Here is a 22,855-nt window from a genome sequence, read left to right as displayed (position 1 = left end):
CGCACGGCTGGCGGAGGCTGGCTCACGAAATTCACCTGTGTCTTGGGCTGCGATTTAAAGAGCGGGAGTATACCCGATTCAGTCGCACCTCCACCCCCTGGAGCCTTATGCCACGCTGCTTTTGGTGTACCGAAGATCCGCTGTACATGGCTTATCACGATAAGGAGTGGGGCACGCCGCTACGCGATGCGCAGGGTTTGTTCGAGTTGCTTTTGCTCGAAGGGTTCCAGGCTGGCCTGTCGTGGATCACCGTGCTGCGCAAACGCGAGCGTTATCGCGAGGTGCTGTTCGGCTTCGACGTGCAGCGCGTGGCGCAGATGAGCGACGCCGAAATCGACGAATTGATGCTCGATCCGGGGATCATCCGCAACCGCCTCAAACTCAACGCCGCCCGCCGCAATGCCCAGTCCTGGCTGGCGCTGGAGGATCCGGTGGCCTTCCTCTGGTCGTTCGTTAACGACCAACCGATCATCAATCATTTCAACGATCGCAGCGAAGTCCCGGCGATCACCCCCGAAGCACTGGCGATGAGCAAAGCCCTGAAAAAGGCCGGTTTCACGTTCGTCGGCCCGACCATTTGCTACGCGCTGATGCAGGCCTCGGGCATGGTCATGGATCACACCCGCGACTGCGACCGCTACGCTCAGTTCGTCAACGCCGGTTAGAATGGCCGCCTCGCGCACCGCACAAGATCAGGAGTGACCTGTGGAAAAGTTTAAAGGCGCCTTGCTGGTAGGCGCTCTGCGGCTGTTTGCCCTGCTGCCATGGCGGGCCGTGCAGGCCGTGGGTTCGGCGATCGGCTGGATCATGTGGAAAACCCCCAACCGCTCCCGCGACGTGGTGCGGATCAACCTCGCCAAATGTTTTCCACAGATGGATCCGGCCGAACGTGAGCGTCTGGTCGGGCAGAGCCTGAAAGACATCGGCAAGTCGCTGACCGAAAGCGCCTGCGCGTGGATCTGGCCGGCGCAGCGTTCGATCGATCTGGTGCGCGAAGTCGAAGGCCTCGACGTGCTCAAAGACGCTTTGGCCTCGGGCAAAGGCGTGGTCGGCATCACCAGCCACCTCGGCAACTGGGAAGTGCTCAACCACTTCTATTGCAGCCAGTGCAAACCGATCATTTTCTATCGCCCGCCGAAGCTCAAAGCTGTGGACGAATTGCTGCGCAAACAGCGCGTGCAACTGGGCAACAAGGTCGCCGCCTCCACCAAGGAAGGCATCCTCAGCGTGATCAAGGAAGTGCGCAAAGGTGGTGCAGTGGGCATCCCCGCTGACCCGGAACCGGCCGAATCCGCCGGGATCTTCGTGCCGTTCTTCGCCACACAAGCGCTGACCAGCAAATTCGTGCCGAACATGTTGGCCGGTGGTAAAGCGGTCGGCGTGTTCCTGCATGCGCTGCGCCTGCCCGACGGTTCTGGCTACAAAGTAATCCTCGAAGCCGCGCCCGAAGCCATGTACAGCACCGATACCGCCGAATCCTGCGCAGCGATGAGCAAAGTCGTCGAGCGCTACGTCGCTGCGTACCCAAGCCAGTACATGTGGAGCATGAAGCGCTTCAAAAAGCGCCCACCCGGCGAAGAACGCTGGTACTGACGAAGTTGGCACACTCTGTGGATAACTTGTAGGAGCTGCCGCAGGCTGCGATCTTTTGATCTTGCTTGAGGTTATCCACAGAACCGTTCAAAAAAAGGGCGCACCAAGATGTCCGAACACCGCAAATCCTTCCGCATCAAAATCACCCACGACAGCTTCGGCGAATGCCTCGGGCAAACCCGCAACCTATCGCCGACCGGGGTGTATGTGCAGCATCCGAGCCTGGCGTCGTTGCCCAAAGGCGCGGTCGTCTATGGCCAGGTTCAGGATTTACCCACAGGCGCGCCACGGGTGCGAATGGAAGTGGTAACGGTCGACGCCGAAGGCATCGGCTTGCGCTACTTGTAGAACGTCACTGCGCCTGACGATCGAGTTTCTTCAAAAACACCGTCATTTCCTTCTCGGCCTGCTTGTCGCCATGGGCGCGAGCGGCTTCCAGACCTTGTTCCCATGCCTGCCGCGCGGCGGCAGTGTCGCCCAGCGCCAGTTGCGCCTTGCCCAACAGTTTCCACGCGGCGGAATACTTCGGATCGAAGCCGACGCAGCGCTGGAAATGCTCGGCAGCCTTGGCGTTTTCGCCCAGATCCAGATAGCCCTTGCCCAGGCCGAAGCGCAGCAGGGAGTTATCCACACCCTTGGCGAGCATTTTTTCCAGGGATTCGAGCATTTTTTGCACCCTCGCTTCAGTCTGATCGTTCCCACGCTCTGCGTGGGAATGCCTCAATGGACGCTCTGCGTCCGCTCTTGGGACGCAGAGCGTCCCGGGCTGCATTCCCACGCGGAGCGTGGGAACGATCAACCTCAGAAGAAGCTCAACCCCACATGAAACAGCTTCTCCACATCGCGAATATGCTTTTTATCCACAAGGAACAGAATCACATGGTCGCCCGCTTCGATCACCGTGTCATCGTGGGCGATGATCACTTGTTCGTTGCGGATCACCGCGCCAATCGTGGTGCCCGGCGGCAGGCCGATCTTCTCGATCGGTTTGCCGATCACCTTGCTCGATTTCGCATCACCGTGGGCAATCGCCTCGATCGCTTCCGCCGCGCCGCGACGCAGTGAGTGCACGCTGACGATATCGCCACGGCGTACGTGCGCCAATAACGTGCCGATGGTCGCCAGTTGCGGGCTGATGGCGATGTCGATGTCGCCGCCCTGAATCAGGTCGACGTAGGCCGGGTTGTTGATGATCGTCATGACCTTCTTCGCCCCCAGCCGTTTCGCCAGTAGCGACGACATGATGTTGGCTTCGTCATCGTTGGTCAGCGCGAGGAAGATATCGGCGTCGGCGATGTTCTCTTCCAGCAGCAAGTCGCGGTCGGACGCGCTGCCCTGCAGCACCACGGTGCTGTCGAGGGTGTCGGAGAGGTAGCGGCAGCGCGCCGGGTTCATCTCGATGATTTTCACCTGATAGCGGCTTTCGATAGCCTCGGCCAGGCGCTCACCGATCTGCCCGCCGCCAGCAATGACGATGCGTTTGTAGGTTTCGTCGAGGCGGCGCATTTCGCTCATCACCGCGCGAATATTCTCACGGGCGGCGATGAAGAAGACTTCGTCGTCGGCCTCGATCACCGTGTCGCCCTGCGGCAAGATCGGCCGGTCACGACGGAAAATCGCTGCGACGCGGGTTTCGACATTCGGCATGTGCTCACGCAATTGGCGCAGTTGCTGACCGACCAGCGGCCCGCCGTAATAGGCGCGCACCGCGACCAGTTGCGCCTGACCTCCGGCGAAGTCGATCACTTGCAACGCGCCCGGATATTCAATCAGGCGCTTGATGTAATTGGTCACCACTTGCTCGGGGCTGATCAGTACGTCGACCGGAATCGCTTCGTTCTGGAACAACTGCTCTTCGCGCGTCAGGTACGAGGCTTCGCGCACCCGGGCGATTTTCGTCGGCGTGTGAAACAACGTGTGGGCGACCTGACAGGCGACCATGTTGGTTTCGTCGCTGTTGGTCACCGCCACCAGCATGTCGGCGTCGTCCGCGCCAGCCTGACGCAGCACCGTCGGCAACGAGCCTCGGCCCTGAATGGTACGGATGTCGAGACGGTCGCCGAGGTCGCGCAGGCGTTCGCCGTCGGTGTCGACCACGGTGATGTCGTTGGCTTCGCTGGCGAGGTGCTCAGCCAGCGAACCGCCGACCTGCCCTGCCCCGAGGATGATGATTTTCATCCAGTCACTCCATTGAATCCATTTAGCCGCGTGCGGCAGCGATCTTGATCAGCTTGGCGTAGTAGAACCCGTCATGCCCGCCCTGCTGGGCCAGCAATTGGCGACCATGGGGCTGTTTGATCCCGGCCGTGGTGGCCAGATCCAGTTCGCGGGCGCCCGGTGTGCGCTCAAGAAACGCGGCGATGACTTCGGTGTTCTCGGTCGGCAGCGTCGAGCAGGTGGCATAAAGCAGAATGCCGCCGACTTCGAGGGTTTTCCACATGGCGTCGAGCAGCTCGCCTTGCAGTTGCGCGAGGGCGACGATGTCGTCCGGCTGACGAGTCAGCTTGATGTCCGGATGGCGACGGATCACGCCGGTGGCCGAGCACGGCGCGTCGAGCAGGATGCGCTGGAACGGTTTGCCGTCCCACCATTTTTCGGTGTCGCGACCGTCAGCGGCGATCAGTTCGGCGTTGAGGCCGAGGCGCTCAAGGTTTTCCTTCACGCGCACCAGTCGCTTGGCTTCCAGATCCACCGCGACCACGCCGGCCAGCGCCGGTTCGGCTTCGAGGATGTGACAAGTCTTGCCACCCGGTGCGCAGCAGGCGTCGAGCACGCGTTGGCCTGGCGCCAGGTCGAGCAGGTCGGCGGCCAGTTGCGCCGCTTCGTCCTGCACGCTGATCCAGCCTTCGGCGAAACCCGGCAGGCTGCGCACATCGGCGGCGGCTTCGAGAATGATGCCGTCGCGGCTGTAAACGCAGGGCGTTGCGGCGATTCCGGCCTCAGTCAGCAAGCCGAGGTAGGCGTCGCGGCTGTGATGGCGACGATTAACGCGCAGGATCATCGGCGGATGCGCATTGTTTGCTTCGCAGATGGCTTCCCACTGCTCCGGCCAAAACGCTTTGAGGGATTTTTGCAGCCAGCGCGGGTGAGCGGTGCGCACTACCGGATCACGCTCCAGTTCGGCGAAAATCGTCTCGCTTTCGCGCTGAGCATTACGCAACACAGCGTTGAGCAGGCCTTTGGCCCAAGGCTTTTTCAGCTTGTCGGCGCAACCCACGGTTTCGCCGATGGCGGCGTGGGCCGGCACGCGGGTGTAGAGCAATTGGTAGAGGCCGACCAGCAGCAACGCCTCGACATCGGCGTCGGCGGTTTTGAACGGCTTCTGCAGAAGTTTTTCCGCCAGTGCCGACAGGCGTGGCTGCCAGCGCGCGGTGCCGAACGCCAGATCCTGAGTGAAACCGCGATCGCGATCCTCGACCTTGTCCAGTTGTGTCGGCAGCGAACTGTTCAGCGAAGCTTTGCCGCTGAGCACGGCGGCGAGTGCCTTGGCGGCGGCCAGACGCGGGTTCATTGCGCGTCCACCGCTGCGCCGAGCACCGTGCCGACAGCGAATTTCTCGCGACGGCTGTTGAACAGATCGCTGAAGTTCAGCGCTTTGCCACCGGGCAACTGCAGGCGGGTCAGGCACAGCGCCTGTTCGCCGCACGCGACGACCAGGCCGTCCTTGCTGGCGCTGAGGATTTCACCCGGCGCGCCGTTGCCGTCGGCAATGGTCGCCGCCAGCACTTTCAGCGCTTCACCGTTGAGGGTGCTGTGGGTGATCGGCCATGGATTGAAGGCGCGCACCAGTCGCTCCAGTTCAACCGCCGGACGGCTCCAGTCTATGCGTGCTTCGTCTTTGTTCAATTTGTGCGCGTAGGTGGCGAGTTCATCGTTCTGCACTTCGCCTTCCAGCGTGCCTGCGGCCAGACCGGCAATCGCTTGCACCACGGCCGGCGGGCCCATCTCGGCGAGGCGATCATGCAAGGAGCCGCCAGTGTCTTCGCCAGTGATCGGCGTGACGACCTTGAGCAGCATCGGCCCGGTGTCGAGGCCGGCTTCCATGCGCATCACGGTCACGCCGCTTTCGGCATCACCGTGTTCGACGGCGCGCTGAATCGGCGCCGCACCGCGCCAGCGTGGCAGCAACGAGGCGTGACTGTTGATGCAACCCAGGCGCGGAATATCCAGCACCACTTGCGGCAGGATCAGGCCGTAGGCGACCACTACCAGCAAATCCGGCCTCAGCGCGGCCAGCTCGGCTTGAGCGTCAGCATTGCGCAACGTCGGCGGCTGCAACACCTGGATATTATTTTCCAGCGCGAGCTGTTTGACCGGACTCGGCATCAGTTTTTGCCCGCGACCGGCCGGACGATCCGGTTGGGTGTAGACCGCAACGATCTCGTAAGGGCTGCTCAGCAGGGCCTTGAGGTGTTCGGCGGCAAATTCCGGGGTACCGGCAAAAACGATGCGCAGTGGCTCAGTCATGGAAGGCGTCTCTTGAAAAGAAAAAGGCTTGCCGCAGCAAGCCTTTGAAGGAGGGGCATCAAGCGTTCTGGCGGTGGAGCTTTTCCAGTTTCTTCTTGATCCGGTCGCGTTTGAGCGTGGACAGGTAATCGACGAACAATTTGCCGTTGAGGTGGTCGCATTCGTGCTGGATGCACACCGCGAGCAGGCCTTCGGCGATCAGTTCATAGGGCTTGCCGTCGCGGTCCAGCGCCTTGATCTTGACCTTCTGCGGGCGGTCGACGTTTTCGTAGAAACCCGGTACCGAAAGGCAGCCTTCCTGGTATTGCTCCATTTCTTCGGTCAGCGATTCGAACTCGGGGTTGATGAACACCCGGGGCTCGGTACGGTCTTCGGAAAGGTCCATCACGACGATACGTTTGTGCACGTTGACCTGGGTCGCGGCGAGGCCGATGCCCGGCGCTTCATACATTGTTTCAAACATGTCGTCGACCAACTGACGCACTTCGTCGTCCACTACAGCCACAGGTTTGGCGATAGTGCGCAGACGCGGGTCCGGAAATTCGAGGATGTCTAAAATGGCCATAGGCTTTGATTGCTGCACGTGTTGAGTAAAGTCGGGTCGATGGCCTGGCAGGTCCGAAGATGCAGGCTACCGTTTGTGAAGCGTAGCTTGTGCATTTTGCTCAAGCGAGCCACGGGGGCTCTGACGGTTCACGCGAACGCACATGATAAAGGGATTCACTGCATGAGGAAAACACTACTCGCCCTGCTGTTGCTGGCTTCGGCCGGCGTAGCGCAAGGGCAAGTGCAACTCAGGGATGGTTTTCCACAGCAATACACGGTGGTTACGGGTGACACACTCTGGGACATTTCCGGCAAATACCTGCGCGAGCCCTGGCAATGGCCGCAGTTGTGGCGGGCCAATCCGCAAATTGAGAACCCCAACCTGATCTATCCCGGCGACACGCTGACGCTCAGCTACGTCAATGGCCAGCCGCGTCTGACGCTCAATCGCGGCGAGTCGCGCGGCACCATCAAACTCTCGCCACGGATTCGCACCAGCCCGGTGGCCGAGGCGATTCCGAGCATTCCGCTGAAATCGATCAACAGTTTTCTGCTGAGCAACCGCATCGTCGACAAGGCCGAAGATTTCGACAAGGCGCCGTACATCGTCGCCGGCGATGCCGAGCGTGTGCTCAGCGGCACCGGCGACCGCATCTACGCGCGCGGCCATTTCGACCCGAATCAACCGGTCTACGGCATCTTCCGCCAGGGCAAGGTCTACACCGATCCGCAGACCAAGGAGTTCCTCGGCATCAACGCCGACGACATCGGCGGCGGTGAAATCGTCGCGACCGAAGGTGACGTTGCCACCCTCGCCCTGCAACGCACCACGCAGGAAGTGCGCCTCGGCGACCGCTTGTTCAGCGGCGAAGAGCGTTCGATCAACTCGACCTTCATGCCCAGCGCACCCGCTACCCAGATCAACGGCGTGATCATCGACGTGCCACGCGGCGTCACTCAGATCGGCGTGATGGACGTGGTCACCCTGAACAAGGGCAAACGCGACGGATTGGTCGAAGGCAACGTGCTGGAGGTCATGAAAACCGGCGAAACCGTGCGCGACCGTATCACTGGCCAACCGCTGAAAATTCCCGACGAACGCGCCGGGTTGCTGATGGTGTTCCGCACCTACGACAAACTCAGTTACGGCCTCGTCCTTAACGCATCGCGCTCGCTGGCGGTGCTCGACAAGGTGCGAAATCCGTAAGCTTGCTTCACAAGTTACCAACAGAGTTATCCACAGCTTGTTCCGAATGGTTCGGAGCTTATAACGATCAAGGATGATCCATGATGATGTCTGCCTCCGCGCCGGTTTCCCCGGCAGAACTGGAAGCGCGCCTGCGCCTGCACCGCTTGCCGGAAATCGGCCCGAAGCGTTTTAGCAAATTGCTCGAAGCCTTTGGCTCGGCCTCAAAAGCCATCAGCGCGCCCGCGAGTGCCTGGCGTTCGCTGGGAATGCCGGCGGCGAGTGCCGAAGCGCGGCGCTGCCCCGAAGTGCGCGATGGCGCCAGCCACGCAATGCGCTGGCTAGAGCGGCCGGAGCATCATTTGTTGATGTGGGATCAGCCGGATTACCCGGCACTGCTGGCACAGATTCCGGATCCACCGCCGCTGCTGTTTGTCGCGGGTGATCCACTGATTCTGGAAAAACCGCAGTTGGCGATGGTCGGCAGTCGCCGCGCTTCGCGTCCGGGAATGGACACGGCGGCGGCGTTTTCCCGCAGCCTCGCCGGGGCCGGTTTTGTCATCACCAGCGGTCTGGCGCTGGGCATTGATGCCGCTGCGCATCAAGCCGCGCTGGATGTCGGCGGGCTGACCGTCGGGGTGCTCGGCACTGGGCTGGAAAACTTTTATCCACAGCGCAATCGACGCCTCTGCGACGCGATGATCGCGTCCGGCAGCGCGGTGCTTTCGGAGTTTCCGCTGGACGCCGGGCCGACCGCGAGCAACTTCCCCCGGCGCAACCGGATCATCAGCGGTTTGTCCCTTGGCGTTCTGGTGGTCGAGGCCAGCGTTGCTAGCGGATCCTTGATCACGGCGCGGCTGGCAGCGGAACAGGGGCGCGAGGTTTATGCGATTCCCGGCTCGATTCATCACCCCGGCGCGCGCGGTTGTCACCAATTGATTCGCGATGGCGCGGTGCTGGTGGAAACCATCGAGCACATCCTCGAAGCCCTGCGCGGCTGGCAGCGTTTGCCGCTGTCCACAGACACGCCGAAAGTCGATCATCCGCTGCTGATGTTGCTGCACGCCGCGCCGCATACCAGCGAAGGTCTGGCCGACAGCAGCGGCTGGGCGTTACCGAGAGTGCTGGCAGCGCTGACCGAACTGGAAATGGATGGCCGCGCGGTGAGTGAAAACGGCCGCTGGTTTGCGCGGGTGAGCTAGGTTTTACAAGGAAGATCGGTAAACTGCGCGAAACCTGTTTGTGGAGAGTTTTTTCATGGTCAACAGTTGGCGTGTGCAACAAGCCGCACGAGAGATTCGCGCCGGGGCGGTGATTGCCTATCCAACCGAAGCCGTCTGGGGCCTGGGTTGCGACCCGTGGAATGAAGAAGCGGTGGATCGGCTGCTGGCGATCAAGAATCGCTCGGTCAATAAGGGCCTGATTCTGGTCGCCGACAACATCCGCCAGTTCGACTTCCTGTTCGAAGACTTCCCGCAAGAGTGGCTCGACCGCATGGCCAGCACCTGGCCGGGGCCGAACACCTGGCTGGTGCCGCATCAGGGCTTGTTGCCGGAATGGGTGACGGGTGTGCACGACACGGTGGCGCTGCGCGTTAGCGATCATCCGCAGGTGCGTGATCTGTGCTCGATGGTCGGCCCGTTGATTTCGACCTCGGCCAACCCGCAAGGGCGCCCGGCAGCGCGCACGCGGTTGCGTGTTGAACAGTATTTCCGTGGGCAGATTGATCTGGTGTTGGGCGGGGAATTGGGTGGCCGCAAGAACCCGAGCCTGATTCGTGATTTGGCCACGGGCAATATCGTGCGCCCGGCTTAAGACCGCGTCGCTTCATTCGCGAGCAGGCTCGCTCCCACAGTTGAAATGCATTGCAAATGTGGGAGCGAGCCTGCTCGCGAAGGGGCCGGTCAAGGCAACAGAATTGTCGACCCTGTCGTCCGTCGAGCCGACAACTCAGTCTGCGCCTTAGCCGCCTCAGCCAACGAATAACGCTGGCTGATATCCACCTTGATTTTGCCGCTGATGATCATCTCAAACAGCTCATCCGCCATCCGCTGCAAGTTCTCCGCGTTATTGGCATAAGTCGCCAACGTCGGCCGGGTCACGTACAGCGAACCCTTCGCCGCAAGAATCCCCAGATTCACGCCGTCCACCGCGCCCGACGCATTACCGAAACTCACCAGCAAACCACGCGGTGCAACGCTGTCCAGCGACGTCAGCCACGTGTCCTTGCCCACACCGTCGTAAACCACCGGGACTTTATTGCCATCGGTCAGCGCCAGCACGCGTTCGGCAACGTTTTCGTGGCTGTAATCGATGGTCGCCCAAGCGCCATTGGCCTTGGCCAGCTCAGCCTTCTCTTTCGAGCTGACGGTGCCGATCAACTTCACGCCCAGCGCCTTGGCCCATTGGCAGGCCAGCGAACCGACACCACCGGCAGCGGCGTGGAACAAAATGGTTTCGCCACCTTTCAGCTCATAGGTCTGGCGCAGCAGGTACTGCACGGTGAGGCCCTTGAGCATCACGCCGGCGGCGGTTTCGAAACTGATTTCATCCGGCAGTTTCACCAGATTGGCTTCAGGCAAAACGTGCAACTCACTGTAGGCGCCCAGCGGGCCACTGCCGTAGGCCACGCGATCACCGACCTTGAAACGGGTGACGCCGCTACCGACCGCATCAACCACGCCTGCACCTTCGGCGCCGAGGCCGGATGGCAAGGCTGGCGGCGCATACAGACCGCTGCGGTAATAGGTGTCGATGAAATTCAGGCCAATCGCCTTGTTCGCCACGCGCACTTGATTCGGGCCGGGCGCGGCGGGTTCGTAATCAACAAATTCGAGCACTTCGGGGCCGCCGTGGGCGCGGAACTGGATACGCTTTGCCATCTGCTTGCTCTCCTTGGGTCTTTCGTGAGCCCCCTATCCAACTCCCATGCTTGATCTTCGTCAACTGCGGCGCGCTGTTCTGCGGTGGTATGCTACGCGCCCATTTGCGTCGCCCGCCTGCGGGGCGCCGCCCGATTCAAGGTGAAGCCATGACGACCCGCACCTACGCCGTAAAGGCCTATCTGCTCGACCTGCAAGACCGCATCTGCGCCGCACTCGAAAGCGAAGACGGCGGCACGCGCTTCGTCGAAGACGCCTGGACCCGGCCTGCCGGCGGTGGCGGTCGCACCCGCGTGATCGAGAACGGCACGCTGATCGAAAAGGGCGGCGTCAACTTCTCCCACGTCTTCGGCAGTGGCCTGCCGCCGTCCGCCAGCGCTCATCGCCCGGAATTGGCCGGTCGCGGTTTCGAGGCCCTCGGCGTGTCGCTGGTGATCCACCCGCACAACCCGCATGTGCCAACGTCGCACGCCAACGTGCGATTTTTCATCGCCGAGAAAGAAGGCGAAGAGCCGGTCTGGTGGTTCGGTGGCGGCTTCGACCTGACTCCGTATTACGGCAACGAAGAAGACTGCATCCACTGGCATCGCGTCGCCGAACAGGCCTGCGCGCCGTTCGGCACCGACGTTTATCCGCGCTACAAGGCCTGGTGCGACACCTACTTCCACATCAAGCACCGCCACGAACCGCGCGGCATCGGCGGGCTGTTCTTCGATGACTTGAACGAGTGGGACTTCGACACCAGCTTCGCTTTCATGCGCGCCATCGGCGACGCCTACATCGATGCTTATCTGCCGATTGTGCAGCGCCGCAAAAACGCTGCGTTCACCGCGCAGCAGCGCGAATTTCAGGAATTCCGCCGTGGGCGCTACGTCGAGTTCAACCTGGTTTATGACCGTGGCACGTTGTTCGGCCTGCAATCGGGCGGACGTACCGAGTCGATTCTGATGTCGCTGCCACCACAAGTGCGCTGGGGCTATGACTGGAAGGCTGAACCGGGCAGCGAAGAAGCGCGCCTGACCGAGTACTTCCTGCAAGACCGCGACTGGTTGGCCGAAGCCTGAGGATTTCTGATGGATCGTTACGTCGTTTTCGGTAACCCGATCGGCCACAGCAAATCGCCGATGATTCACAAGTTGTTCGCCGAACAGACCGGCCAGAGCCTCGACTACAGCACCCTGCTGGCGCCGCTCGACGATTTTTCCGGCTGCGCTAAAGCCTTTTTCGAACAAGGTCGCGGCGCCAATGTGACCGTGCCGTTCAAGGAAGACGCTTATCGCTTGGCCAACAGCCTGACCGCCCGAGCAGAACGTGCTGGCGCGGTGAACACCCTGAGCAAACTGGCCGACGGGTCATTGCTCGGCGACAACACCGACGGCGCCGGGCTGGTGCGGGATCTGACGGTGAATGCCGGGTTCAGCCTGACCGGCAAACGCATTTTGCTGCTCGGTGCGGGCGGCGCAGTACGTGGCGCGCTCGAACCGTTGCTGGCGGAGAAACCGGCCTCGGTGATCATCGCCAATCGCACGGTGGACAAGGCTGAGTTGCTGGCCGAGTTGTTCTGCGACCTCGGGCCGGTATCCGCCAGTGGTTTTGACTGGTTGCGTGAGCCGGTGGACGTGATCATCAATGCCACGTCGGCGAGCCTGACCGGTGATGTACCGCCGATTGCGCCGAGCCTGATCGAGCCAGGCAAAACCCTGTGCTACGACATGATGTATGGCAAGGAACCGACGGCGTTCTGCCGCTGGGCCAGCGAGCATGGCGCGGCGGTGTCGATGGATGGGTTGGGGATGCTGGCCGAGCAGGCCGCCGAGGCGTTCTTTTTGTGGCGGGGTGTGCGGCCTGATACGGCGCCAGTTCTCGCCGAACTGCGCCGCCAGTTGGCCCAATAAATAACCTTGTGGGAGCGAGCCTGCTCGCGAAAGCGGTCTGTCTGACACACTAGTGTTGGATGTGCTTCCGTCTTCGCGAGCAGGCTCGCTCCCACAAGGTATGTGCTGATCTCGAAATCAATCCTCAAACCGGATCGGACATTTCTCCGGCCCTTCCAGCTTGCGTAACTCTTCTACCACCTGCGGTCGCGCCCGGCGCAAGGTCAAACTGCGACTCTGGCTGAGCAAGCGTCGCGCCTCCTGATGCAGCATCTCCACCCCCGAATAATCGATGAAGTTGATCTGCTGCGCCTCAATCACCACCCGCGCGCCGTGCATCCGCTGCAAGCGCACTTGCAGGTAATGGCTGGCGCCGAAAAAGATCGAGCCGCCGACCCGCAGCACATCATCCTCACCGTCGCGCCAATGCTGCACGCGCGGCTGCGAGGTGCGCTTGAGATAGAAGAACAGCGACGCCAGCACCCCGGCATAAATCGCCGTCTGCAATTCCAGTAACAATGTCGCGAGGCAGGTCAGCGCCATGACCACGAACTCGGCACGGCTGACCCGCAGCAATGCGCGGATGCCGCGATGATCGACCAGTCCCCAGGCAATCAACAGAATGCTGCCGGCCATGGCGGGAATCGGAATGTGTGAAATCAGCCCCGCACCGAAAATCGCAAACAGCGCCACCCAGATCGCCGAAAACACCCCGGCCAGTGGCGAACAGGCGCCCGCCTCATAACTCAATCCCGAGCGGGTAAACGATCCGGCCGACAACGAGCCGGAAAAAAACGCCCCGACAATATTCGATAGACCCTGCGCGCGGACTTCCTGATTGGCGTCGAGCAACTGTTGTGACCGAGCGGAAATCGAGCGGGCAATCGACAGGCTGGTGACCAAACCGAGCATACCCACCGCCACAGCGCTGGGCAGCAAGCGCAGGATCAAATCCAGATCCAGTGGCAACGCACTGAACGGCGGCAAGCGCCCGACGAAGGCGCTGACCAGATGCACATGGCCGAACATCGCTGGCCACAACCACACCAGCAGACTGGCGAGCACCAGTGTGATCAACAGCGTCGGCCAGCGCGGCAGCAGTTGTTTCAGGACGATGCCGACCACCACCGTGGCCAAGCCGAGCACCAGCGAAGGTTTATCCACAGCCCTGAGGTGTTGTAGCAGATCCATCAGACTCGCCAACGCCGTGGCTTTCGCCGGTAACTCCAGCCCCAACAGGTTCGGCAATTGGCCAATGGCGATCACCACCGCCGCACCGAGGGTGAAGCCGAGCACCACTGAATGCGAGACGAAATTCACCAGCGCGCCGAAGCGCAGCAGGCCGAGCAGCCACTGGAAAATCCCGGCGAGGAAGGTCAGTAGAAGAATGAGGGTGATGTAGTCCTGCGACGCCGGCACGGCCAAAGGGCTGACGCTGGCGAAGAGCACGATGGAAATAGCGGCGGTCGGTCCGCAGATCAGGTGCCACGATGAGCCCCACAGGCAGGCGATCAACACCGGAATGATCGCAGCGTAGAGACCGTATTCGGGTGGGAGACCGGCAATCAGTGCGTAGGCAATCGACTGGGGTAACGCGAGAATTGCGCCGCTGAGGCCGACGATCAGATCCCGTCCTACGCTGGCGCGGGATTGCCTCGGGAGCCAGGTGAGGAAGGGAAAGAGTGAGTGGCGGCTGGGGAAGGCCATGGATCCTCGCGGTTGAAATTTTTAGCTAGGGTATCAGCCCGTTATGCTGATCGTTCCCACGCTCTGCGTGGGAATGCAGCCCGGGACGCTCCGCGTCCCATTCCAAGCCGAACGCGGAGCGTCCGTTGAGGCATTCCCACGCGGAGCGTGGGAACGATCGGTGCGCGCTAAATCAAAGCTTCGCTTTTACTGCCGCCAACGCATCCTTCCCGTCTACCGTCTTCACCCCGTCCAGCCACTTGTCCAACACCGCCGGATTCGCCTTGATCCACGCCTTCGCCGCCGCGGCATTAGTGACCTTCTTGTTCACCACCTCAGCCATGATGCTGTTCTCCATCTCCTGCGTGAACGACAGATTGGTCAGCAATTTACCCACATTCGGACATGCCTCGGCATAACCCTTACGCGTCAATGTAAACACGCTGCCAGTGTCTCCGAAGTATTTCTCGCCACCCTTCAGGTAATGCATTTTCAACTGCACGTTCATCGGGTGCGGCGTCCAGCCGAGGAAAGTGACGAATTTCTGTTTCTTCACCGCCCGCGACACTTCGGCCAACATCGCCTGTTCGCTGGACTCGATCAGCTTCCACTGGCCCAGGTCGAAGTCGTTCTTCTTGATGATTTCCTGCAACGAGATGTTCGCCGGCGCACCCGAGCCGATGCCGTAAATCTTGCGATCAAACTTGTCGGCATACTTATTCAGGTCGGCAAAGTTATGCACACCCGCGTCCCACACGTAGTCCGGCACGGCGAGGGTGAATTCGGTGCCGTCGAGGTTTTTCGCCAGTTGCGTGACATCGCCGGTAGCGACGAACTTGTCGTAGAAGCCCTGCTGCGCCGGCATCCAATTACCGAGGAAGACATCCACCTGGCCATCCTTCAAACCGCCAAAGGTGATCGGCACCGCGAGGGTGTCGACCTTGGCCTTGTAGCCCATGCCGTCCAGCAGAAACCCGGTGATCGCGTTGGTCGCGGCAATGTCGCTCCAGCCCGGGTCGGCCATTTTCACCGTGTCGCAACTCTGCTCGGCGAACGCCGAGGCGCTGCTCAGTGCGAGCAGGCCAACCGTCACTACTGTGGATAACTTACGCATGGACTTCCCCTTAACATTATTGGTTTTGGCAGGGTTGTGGATAACGTGCTTTGCGTTCCAGATCATCGAGGTCGATGTGGTTGCGCATGTACTGCTGACTGGCGTCAACCAGCGGCTGGTGGTCCCAGCTCTTCAGCTTGCCGATCGTTAGTGCGTTGGCGACAAAACGGCGGCGGCGCTGGCTGGCGAGCACCTCTTGGTGAATCGCCGGAATGTCCCATTTGGCCCGCGCTTCGGCGAGAAAATCGTCGAACAGTCGGCGATGTTGCGGCGACTGACTGAGTTCTTCCAGTTCGCGCGGGTCGTTGCTTACGTCGAAGAGTAGGCAAGGGTCGCTTTCACTGTAGATAAATTTGTAGGCGCCGCGACGGATCATCATCAACGGGCTGACAGTACCTTCGGCCATGTATTCGCCGAACACTTCGTCGTGGCCGCCCTGCCCTTGCAGATGCGAGACCAGCGAGCGGCCATCCAGTGGCAAGCCCGGCTCCAGGGTGCCGCCGGCCAGTTCCACAAAGGTCGGCAACAGGTCAGCGGTAGACACAGCCTCGCTGACCCGACCGGCACCAAATTGGCCCGGCGCACTGATCAACAGCGGCACGCGGGCGGCCATTTCATACCAGTGCATTTTGTACCAGAGGCCTTTCTCGCCGAGCATGTCGCCGTGGTCACCGGAGAACACAATGATGGTGTCATCGATCAGCCCGGTTTCCTCGAGGGTTAGCAGAAGTTTGCCGACGTTGGCGTCGATATAACTGCACGCCCCGAAATACGCCCGACGCGCATCGCGAATCTTATCCACAGGCAGCGGTTTATCCCACAGGTCATAAACCTTGAGCAGGCGCTGCGAGTGCGGATCGAGTTCGTATTGATCCGGGGTTGTAGGCAAAGGGATATCGGCATCGTCGTACAAATCCCAGAAAGCCTTGGGAATCGTGTACGGATCGTGTGGGTGAGTCATCGATACCGTCAGGCAAAACGGCTGATCACCATCTTCGCGGATGTGATCGAACAGGTACTGCTGCGCTTTGAACACCACCTCTTCATCGAAGTCGAGTTGGTTGGTGCGCACGCACGGCCCGGCCTGCAACACCGAGGACATGTTGTGATACCAGGTCGGCCGCACGTCCGGCTCATCCCAGTTCACTGACCAACCGTAATCGGCCGGATAAATGTCGCTGGTCAGGCGCTCTTCATAGCCGTGCAACTGATCCGGGCCGCAGAAATGCATCTTGCCCGACAGCGCCGTGCGGTAGCCGAGACGGCGCAAGTAGTGGGCGTAAGTCGGCACATCAGCAGGGAAATCGGCAGCGTTGTCGTAGGCGCCGATCTTGCTCGGCAACTGGCCGCTGACCAAAGTGAAACGCGACGGCGCGCACAACGGGCTGTTGCAGTACGCGGCATCGAATACCACGCCTTGTGCGGCGAGGCGGGAAAGATTCGGCAGTTTGATTGGCGACGGGCCGTAGAACGGCAACATTGGCGCGGCCATCTGATCGGCCATGATGAAAAGAATATTCTTGCGCTTCATGTGATCGCGGCATTCCATAGTGAATATTTATGCGACATTGCTGCGATCGAGCATGGAGTCCATGCTCTGTCGGGTAAAGCCCGCGCCGGGCAATGACTAGGATAAGCACAGCTTATGTATGAAGCCTTGGGCGATCTGTCGCTCGACCTGCTACGCGCCTTCGAAGCCGCCGCTCGTCATCGCAGTTTTACTGCAGCAGCGGTCGAACTGGGCACCACGCAACCGGCAATCAGCCAGCAGATCAAACGGCTGGAGGAACAGCTCGGCACGCGGCTGTTTGATCGCATCTACCGAGGCATCGAGTTAACCGAAGTCGGTGCAATCCTTTTCGAGCAAGTTAGCCTGGGTTTGCAGAATATCGACGCCGGGTTGAGCGCGATCAGCGCACAGCAGCAACATGAGGTGCTGCAGGTCGCCACCGATTTCGCCTTCGCCGCGTACTGGCTGATGCCGCGTCTGCACCGCTTCCATGAGGCCAATCCCCACGTCGACGTCAGCCTGGTCACCAGCGAACGCAACCACAACATGCTGCGCACCGACATCGACGTGGCGATCCTGTTTGGCGACGGGCGCTTCAAGCAGGGCGAGAGCCATTGGTTGTTCAGTGAAGAAGTATTCCCGGTGTGCAGCCCGCAATTGCTCAAGGAACGCGCCCTGCCCTTGCCCGCTCAGGCGTTGCTTGAGTTGCCGCTGCTGCACCTGCGTGGCGAAAACAGCAGCAACTGGTTTGACTGGAGCGGACTGTTTCGCGAGTTAGGCATCAGCACGCCGCCGGCGCCGGGGCAGTTGCGTTTCGACAATTACACGCTGTTGATTCAAGCGGCGATCGGCGGGCAAGGCGTGGCGATTGGCTGGCGGCACCTTGTGGATAACTTGCTGAGTCAGGGTTTGTTGTGTCGGCCAATTGCTGAAACGACGCTGTCGCGGTTGGGGTATTACGTGGTGTTGCCGCAGCGAAAACGGCGTGGGGTGTTGATTCAACAGTTTGTCGATTGGTTGATGGAGGAGCAGGCGAGTAGCGCCGAATCGCTAAGCGGGTTATCTCTACCGTCTATTGCGGTCTAGTGATTTCATTGAACATGAACCTTCTTCTTTAGCGAGTGGGATAAGTCGTTTGTTCAATCAATAAAAAATCACATCTATCGTTGAAGGTCGTAGCGAAGGGAGAAGGACTACAGAGTGCTCTGATCTTCATCGGTGACGGATACTATTATTTGTAAACGTGTTGTTTGTATGTGATGGTTTTTGCCCATTGTGACGGATACTCAGCAATAGTAGTGGCCGAATCATTGGATAAAGCAACAAAAGTACGTTTATCGATACATCGCCATGAAGGCACTCTAAACAACTCGCTGTCTTAATAACGGCAAATCCAATGATCCGAACCCTCCCTCGAGTAGTACAACTTCAGCTGCTAGCGACTTTGCTCAATAGTGCCGGCGGTATCGTCAAACTGTTTTTGCCGTTGTACTTCCTTGAGGTTTACGGGTATTCGTTCTCTACCATCGCCTGGCTTATGGCGGCCTATGGCGGTGGATGCATTGTTGGCGCCTACGTTGGAGGGGTTCTTTCGGAGCGCCTGAATTCGCAATGGGCTACGGGTTTTTCGCTTATGTTGAGTGGCGTATTCGCGGCCTCTCTGGCGTTGATGCCACCCTTCGGACTGTTACTTGTCGTGGTTCCTCTCGTGGGCATCTTTGACGGTGCATTTCGGCCAGCCAATTTGCGTCTTGTAATGGAGGGCAGCCCGCAAGCGCTACAAGTGCGTGTGCAGGGACTGCATCGAGTTGTATTCAATATGGGCGTAGCGCTCGCCGGTATTATGGCGGGGGTGCTGGTCGGTTTTGGCTACGAATACGTGTTTTTTCTTCAGGGGTTGCTGAACCTGTTCGGCAGCTTTTTCTTGCTCGGTTTCGCCCTTAGACACTCGGCTGAATTATGGCGGTCGGCGAGTTTACAGACGATGGACAACGACAATGCCTCGGACGGAGGAAGCTCCCCTTGGCGAGACGGTTTTTTTCTTGTCTTCATACTTGGACAGTTGTTGGCGTTGGGCATCTTCGATCAGATGTACGGCACTTTCGGGATTTTTATCAGTGAACACACCGATGCTGGTGCACATTGGATCGCGTACCTGTTTTCAATGAACGCTTTGCTCGTAGTAGTGTTGCAGTTACCCGTGAGTCGAATGATCGAACGCCATGGCGTGGTTATCGCCTCGCGTCTTGGAGGTCTGCTACTCAGTGGAGCATTTCTTGTTTTGAACATGGGCAGCCATATCATCTTGGCTGTGTTGACGATGCTGATTCTCACCGCTGCCGAGTTATTGCTGATACCCGTCTGGACACTATCGGTCATGAACCGCTCGCACGGGCGCCAAAGAGGAAAGTATCTGGGCATATTCAGCGCCGCCTGGCTTGGGCATTCGTTGTATGGCCCTGGCTTGGGAACATGGTTATACGGCGCTTATGGCGGTTTTGTTTTATGGTGGATCTGCGCGGCTGTGGGAGGCTTGATGGTTATGCTGCACTACTCGACGGTTCCGAAGTTATGGGCAAGTCCGACGGGAACGCCGACTGCAGAGCGATCGATCGTCCCAATGAAGAACTGCGAACTTTAACGCGATCCTGGCTATTGATCCGGTGTGCCATCGGCGGCGACAAAGTTCACATGCTGACCCACATGCAAATTCAGCCGCAGCTCATCAGCAATCCCCACCGCTACGCGATTCAGTCTTTCCAGGGGCTCCGCCAATCCCGGTTCCAGATTGCCGCCAACCTGACTGAAATGCTCAATCGTCAGCCCGGCCACGCCATGCGGCGCATTGACCAGCGTCCACTGCAGCGGGCTGCTTTGCAGCGCTTCACGGATTTCCTCGGCGGCGTGGCGTTGCAGGCGATCGTCCAGTTCCGGTTCGTCGAGCACCGAGAACTCTCCTACCAAAAACAGTCGCGAAACATTCGCCGCTTGCAGGCCATCGACCAAAGCATCTACGGCTAGTACCTGCTCCACTGGCCCGAGCACCACTGAGCGTTCAACGTGGTCGCTACTGAACGGCAACCCCGGCGCATCCAATAAACAGATGACCGCCGAACTGCCTGCCACACTTTGATTAACCCGCTCGGAATCGAACAGATCACCGCTTTTCGTACGTAGACCCGGACGCGGCGCGAGCGCGGTGAGGTCGTCGAGGATGGCGATGACTTCGTGCTGGCGACGCAGCAACTCAGCCATCAACGCACCGCCCAGGCTACTCATGGCACCATAGAGCACCACTTTTACCGCCGGGGTTTCGGCATTTTTCATGGCTGATCCCTTTTGTTATCCCTTGTATGGCGTGTGACATACGGGTAACGCCGAGGGTTCGAATCGATTCAGAGGCTTTCAGATGCAAGCGATCAAGGGTTATCACGCCCACGTCTATTTCGACGCCAGCACCATTGAGCAAGCGCGGACATTGTGCGAGCAGGCCGCGCAGTTGTTTGCGTTGAAAATGGGCCGCGTCCACGAACGCCCGGTCGGCCCGCACCCGGACTGGAGCTGCCAACTGGCCTTCGGCCCCGAGCTGATTGCCGATGTGCTGCCGTGGCTGGCGCTGAATCGCAAAGGCCTGGTGGTGTTTCTGCACCCGGACACGGGGAATGACTTGCTCGACCACACGGAACACGCGATCTGGATGGGCGCGATTCGCCCGCTGGATCTGTCTATTTTCTAGTCAAAGCGTTTCTTCGGCTTCACCCGGTAGATGTTCGTCCAGATGCAGCCACGGCAATTGGCTGTCCGTCCAGATATGCCGCTCGGCCGGGGCCAGCTCCGGCTGATCCAGCGTGGCGATGGTCACGTCGATGACCTCAGGGCTGAGCAGCGTGACCAACGCCAGTTGCGCGCCACAGGTCGGGCAGAAGTACCGCGCGCAACTTGGCGATGAGTCATACCGCGACGGCGTCCCGGCCAGCCATTGGAAATTCGCCGCCGGCACGCTGATCCACGTCGTGACAATCCCGCCGCTGACCTTGCGGCAGATCGAACAATGGCAGTGAGCGATGTCGTGCAAAGGCCCGCTGAACTGATAACGAATGTTTCCGCAATGGCAGCCGCCGCTGTGCAATTGGCTCATGTTGAACGCCCTCCTCCCGGGTTTATTGACTCAAGTTCGCATCCGACGACCGGTTGACCATTCATTCATAGCTTTCACCAGCGAAAGGTAGCTGAAAGCTTCCGCGATTAGGATCGCCTCCACTTCCGGCAACAGACCGGTTGGCCAATGCGTGTGATGTCTCGCTCGCGCGGCCCAATTAACAACAACAATGGTGATTCTGATGTCCTCTGTAGCCCGCCTCCTCGCTGTAACTCCGCCCGTACGCCTCGTGCTTGCCGTTCTGCGCTGATCCCTCGCCGATCCGCTCACCTCACTAGCCGCGCTACGCCTGGAGTATTCCCATGCTGACTTTCCTTGGCTTCGCCATGGTCATCACGTTCATGTTCCTGATCATGACCAAGCGCCTGTCCGCGCTGATCGCTCTGATCGTGATCCCGATTCTGTTCGCTCTGTTCGGTGGTTTTGCACCGAAGATCGGCCCGATGATGCTCGAAGGCATCACCAAGCTGGCGCCGACTGGCGTGATGCTGATGTTCGCCATTCTGTATTTCGCCTTGATGATCGACTCCGGCCTGTTCGACCCGGCCGTGCGCAAGATCCTCAAACTGGTCAAGGGCGACCCGCTGAAAGTGTCGGTCGGCACCGCCGTGCTGGCGCTCGTGGTTTCCCTCGATGGTGACGGCGCGACCACTTACATGATCTGCGTGGCCGCCATGCTGCCGCTGTACAGCCGCATCGGCATGAGCCCGCGGATCATGGCTGGTCTGATCATTCTTGCCGGTGGCGTGATGAACATGACCCCGTGGGGCGGCCCGACCGCCCGTGCGGCGAGTGCGCTGCATGTCGATCCGTCGGACATTTTCGTGCCGATGATCCCGGCCATGGCCGCCGGTGTGGTGGCCATCCTGATCATTGCCTACTTTTACGGTAAACGTGAGCGTGCGCGCCTCGGTGAGTTGCACCTGATCGGCGATGAAATGGATCACAGCGAAATCAGCGTCTCGCAATTCCCGGATGCCCGCCGTCCGAAGCTGATCTGGTTCAACGGCCTGCTGACTCTGGTGCTGATGTGCACGCTGATCGCCGGCCTGTTGCCGCTGCCGGTGCTGTTCATGGTGGCGTTCAGTATCGCGATGATCGTCAACTACCCGTGCCTGCAAATGCAGAAGGATCGTGTCGCAGCCCACGCCGGTAGTGTGCTGTCGGTGGTCAGTCTGATTTTCGCTGCGGGTATCTTCACCGGTATCCTCTCCGGAACCGGCATGGTCGACGCCATGTCGAAAAGCCTGTTGGCAGTGATTCCGGATTTCCTCGGCCCGTACCTGGCGGTGATCACGGCGCTGGTGAGCATGCCGTTCACGTTCTTCATGTCGAACGACGCGTTCTACTACGGTGTGTTGCCGGTGTTGTCCGAAGCGGCCAGCCATTACGGCATCACCGCGGTGGAAATGGCACGTGCCTCGATCGTCGGTCAGCCCGTCCACTTGCTCAGTCCGCTGGTGCCGTCGACTTACCTGCTGGTGGCTTTGGCCGGTATCGAGTTCGGTGACCATCAACGTTTCACCCTGAAGTGGGCAGTGCTGGTCTGCATGTGCATACTTGTGGCGGCATTGCTGTTGGGGACTTTCCCGCTGTTCAGCACTTTGTAACGGCATCAACTCACCAACACGCCAGCTGCTTGCTGGCGTCTTGGTTTAACACACGCTCAAAGGAATACACATGGAATGGCTGACCAACCCCGAAATCTGGGTTGCCTTCTTCACCCTGACCGCCCTGGAAATCGTCCTCGGCATCGATAACATCATCATGATTTCGATCCTGGTCAGCCGCATGCCTAAACACATGCAGCAGCGCACCCGGATCTTCGGTCTTGGCCT

The 22,855-nt window shown here is 60.0% G+C and carries 23 protein-coding genes and 1 pseudogene; 13 read left to right on the top strand and 11 right to left on the bottom strand.

Annotated elements, in window-relative coordinates:
- The first annotated feature begins 107 nt into the window (after positions 1 to 107).
- The 3 genes from tag (at position 108) to ACIP1X_RS22600 (ending at position 1,941) form a co-directional block, all read left to right on the top strand.
- Positions 108 to 665, top strand: coding sequence for a DNA-3-methyladenine glycosylase I (gene tag, locus ACIP1X_RS22610; protein WP_400755195.1), 558 nt, complete (start codon positions 108 to 110; stop codon positions 663 to 665).
- Between the two features lie 40 nt (positions 666 to 705).
- The gene (locus ACIP1X_RS22605) at positions 706 to 1,593 is read left to right on the top strand and encodes a lysophospholipid acyltransferase (protein WP_008084359.1); all 888 of its coding nucleotides are present in this window, start codon (positions 706 to 708) and stop codon (positions 1,591 to 1,593) included.
- A gap of 108 nt (positions 1,594 to 1,701) precedes the next feature.
- A complete protein-coding gene (locus ACIP1X_RS22600) occupies positions 1,702 to 1,941 on the top strand; it encodes a PilZ domain-containing protein (RefSeq protein ID WP_053125318.1) in 240 nt (79 codons plus the stop codon).
- A gap of 4 nt (positions 1,942 to 1,945) precedes the next feature.
- On the opposite strand, the gene ACIP1X_RS22595 is transcribed toward ACIP1X_RS22600, so the two are convergent.
- The 5 genes from ACIP1X_RS22595 to def all read right to left on the bottom strand — a co-directional run bounded on the left by ACIP1X_RS22595 (position 1,946) and on the right by def (position 6,625).
- The gene (locus tag ACIP1X_RS22595) at positions 1,946 to 2,260 is read right to left on the bottom strand and encodes a tetratricopeptide repeat protein (RefSeq protein WP_159813429.1); all 315 of its coding nucleotides are present in this window, start codon (positions 2,258 to 2,260) and stop codon (positions 1,946 to 1,948) included.
- Positions 2,261 to 2,394: 134 nt separating this feature from the next.
- Positions 2,395 to 3,771 carry a Trk system potassium transporter TrkA gene (gene trkA / locus ACIP1X_RS22590; protein WP_053125322.1) on the bottom strand — a complete coding sequence of 459 codons (1,377 nt, stop codon included), beginning with the start codon at positions 3,769 to 3,771 and terminating at the stop codon, positions 2,395 to 2,397.
- A 22-nt stretch (positions 3,772 to 3,793) separates the two neighbouring features.
- The gene (gene rsmB, locus ACIP1X_RS22585) at positions 3,794 to 5,104 is read right to left on the bottom strand and encodes a 16S rRNA (cytosine(967)-C(5))-methyltransferase RsmB (RefSeq protein ID WP_212550268.1); all 1,311 of its coding nucleotides are present in this window, start codon (positions 5,102 to 5,104) and stop codon (positions 3,794 to 3,796) included.
- Positions 5,101 to 6,060: a methionyl-tRNA formyltransferase gene (fmt, locus tag ACIP1X_RS22580; protein WP_400755194.1), complete on the bottom strand. Its 960-nt coding sequence runs from the start codon at positions 6,058 to 6,060 to the stop codon at positions 5,101 to 5,103. The genes rsmB and fmt overlap by 4 nt, the downstream gene beginning before the upstream one ends.
- Before the next feature lie 58 nt (positions 6,061 to 6,118).
- Positions 6,119 to 6,625, bottom strand: a complete 507-nt coding sequence (def, locus tag ACIP1X_RS22575; protein ID WP_053125329.1) for a peptide deformylase — start codon at positions 6,623 to 6,625, stop codon at positions 6,119 to 6,121.
- Positions 6,626 to 6,787: 162 nt separating this feature from the next.
- Between def and ACIP1X_RS22570 the strand changes: the two genes are divergently transcribed.
- The 3 genes from ACIP1X_RS22570 (at position 6,788) to ACIP1X_RS22560 (ending at position 9,607) form a co-directional block, all read left to right on the top strand.
- On the top strand, positions 6,788 to 7,813 hold the full coding sequence (locus tag ACIP1X_RS22570; protein WP_053125331.1) for a LysM peptidoglycan-binding domain-containing protein: 1,026 nt from the start codon (positions 6,788 to 6,790) through the stop codon (positions 7,811 to 7,813).
- 80 nt (positions 7,814 to 7,893) lie between these two features.
- The gene (dprA, locus tag ACIP1X_RS22565; protein WP_400755192.1) at positions 7,894 to 8,994 is read left to right on the top strand and encodes a DNA-processing protein DprA; all 1,101 of its coding nucleotides are present in this window, start codon (positions 7,894 to 7,896) and stop codon (positions 8,992 to 8,994) included.
- 55 nt (positions 8,995 to 9,049) lie between these two features.
- Entirely contained in the window at positions 9,050 to 9,607 is a 558-nt protein-coding gene (locus ACIP1X_RS22560; protein WP_053125335.1) for an L-threonylcarbamoyladenylate synthase, read from the top strand.
- 89 nt (positions 9,608 to 9,696) lie between these two features.
- Here the strand turns inward: ACIP1X_RS22560 and ACIP1X_RS22555 are convergent, their stop codons facing one another.
- Entirely contained in the window at positions 9,697 to 10,674 is a 978-nt protein-coding gene (locus tag ACIP1X_RS22555) for an NADPH:quinone reductase (protein ID WP_400755190.1), read from the bottom strand.
- Positions 10,675 to 10,823: 149 nt separating this feature from the next.
- On the opposite strand from ACIP1X_RS22555, the gene hemF reads away from it, so the two are divergent.
- Entirely contained in the window at positions 10,824 to 11,738 is a 915-nt protein-coding gene (hemF, locus tag ACIP1X_RS22550; RefSeq protein ID WP_400755189.1) for an oxygen-dependent coproporphyrinogen oxidase, read from the top strand.
- Between the two features lie 9 nt (positions 11,739 to 11,747).
- Positions 11,748 to 12,569: a shikimate dehydrogenase gene (gene aroE, locus ACIP1X_RS22545; RefSeq protein WP_400755187.1), complete on the top strand. Its 822-nt coding sequence runs from the start codon at positions 11,748 to 11,750 to the stop codon at positions 12,567 to 12,569.
- A gap of 117 nt (positions 12,570 to 12,686) precedes the next feature.
- On the opposite strand, the gene ACIP1X_RS22540 is transcribed toward aroE, so the two are convergent.
- The 3 genes from ACIP1X_RS22540 to betC form a co-directional block, all read right to left on the bottom strand.
- Positions 12,687 to 14,255 (bottom strand): SulP family inorganic anion transporter, encoded by a 1,569-nt coding sequence (locus tag ACIP1X_RS22540; protein ID WP_400755185.1) that lies wholly within the window; start codon positions 14,253 to 14,255, stop codon positions 12,687 to 12,689.
- A gap of 172 nt (positions 14,256 to 14,427) precedes the next feature.
- The gene (choX, locus tag ACIP1X_RS22535) at positions 14,428 to 15,348 is read right to left on the bottom strand and encodes a choline ABC transporter substrate-binding protein (protein WP_400755183.1); all 921 of its coding nucleotides are present in this window, start codon (positions 15,346 to 15,348) and stop codon (positions 14,428 to 14,430) included.
- Between the two features lie 16 nt (positions 15,349 to 15,364).
- Positions 15,365 to 16,879 carry a choline-sulfatase gene (gene betC, locus ACIP1X_RS22530; RefSeq protein WP_400755181.1) on the bottom strand — a complete coding sequence of 505 codons (1,515 nt, stop codon included), beginning with the start codon at positions 16,877 to 16,879 and terminating at the stop codon, positions 15,365 to 15,367.
- Between the two features lie 114 nt (positions 16,880 to 16,993).
- Here betC and ACIP1X_RS22525 point away from each other — a divergent pair, with 114 nt between their 5' ends.
- Positions 16,994 to 17,944: a choline sulfate utilization transcriptional regulator gene (locus tag ACIP1X_RS22525; RefSeq protein ID WP_400755180.1), complete on the top strand. Its 951-nt coding sequence runs from the start codon at positions 16,994 to 16,996 to the stop codon at positions 17,942 to 17,944.
- Positions 17,945 to 18,254: 310 nt separating this feature from the next.
- Positions 18,255 to 19,499 (top strand): MFS transporter, encoded by a 1,245-nt coding sequence (locus ACIP1X_RS22520; protein WP_400755178.1) that lies wholly within the window; start codon positions 18,255 to 18,257, stop codon positions 19,497 to 19,499.
- Positions 19,500 to 19,510: 11 nt separating this feature from the next.
- On the opposite strand, the gene ACIP1X_RS22515 is transcribed toward ACIP1X_RS22520, so the two are convergent.
- Complete coding sequence (locus tag ACIP1X_RS22515; RefSeq protein WP_400755176.1) at positions 19,511 to 20,185, bottom strand: NAD(P)-dependent oxidoreductase; 675 nt, start codon at positions 20,183 to 20,185, stop codon at positions 19,511 to 19,513.
- Between the two features lie 82 nt (positions 20,186 to 20,267).
- Here ACIP1X_RS22515 and ACIP1X_RS22510 point away from each other — a divergent pair, with 82 nt between their 5' ends.
- On the top strand, positions 20,268 to 20,594 hold the full coding sequence (locus tag ACIP1X_RS22510; protein WP_400755174.1) for a DOPA 4,5-dioxygenase family protein: 327 nt from the start codon (positions 20,268 to 20,270) through the stop codon (positions 20,592 to 20,594).
- On the opposite strand, the gene ACIP1X_RS22505 is transcribed toward ACIP1X_RS22510, so the two are convergent.
- Positions 20,595 to 20,996, bottom strand: a complete 402-nt coding sequence (locus tag ACIP1X_RS22505) for a GFA family protein (protein WP_159813406.1) — start codon at positions 20,994 to 20,996, stop codon at positions 20,595 to 20,597. It lies immediately after the preceding gene.
- A 323-nt stretch (positions 20,997 to 21,319) separates the two neighbouring features.
- Here ACIP1X_RS22505 and ACIP1X_RS22500 point away from each other — a divergent pair, with 323 nt between their 5' ends.
- Both ACIP1X_RS22500 and ACIP1X_RS22495 read left to right on the top strand, forming a co-directional pair.
- Complete coding sequence (locus ACIP1X_RS22500; RefSeq protein WP_053125357.1) at positions 21,320 to 22,627, top strand: CitMHS family transporter; 1,308 nt, start codon at positions 21,320 to 21,322, stop codon at positions 22,625 to 22,627.
- A gap of 70 nt (positions 22,628 to 22,697) precedes the next feature.
- Positions 22,698 to 22,855: pseudogene (locus ACIP1X_RS22495) on the top strand (TerC family protein); the annotation flags it as partial.

This window comes from Pseudomonas sp. NPDC088885 (assembly GCF_044750025.1).
Taxonomy (GTDB): Bacteria; Pseudomonadota; Gammaproteobacteria; order Pseudomonadales; family Pseudomonadaceae; genus Aquipseudomonas; species Aquipseudomonas rustica.
Note: the sequence above shows the minus strand (reverse complement) of the source record. Positions and strands in the feature narration are given on the sequence as shown.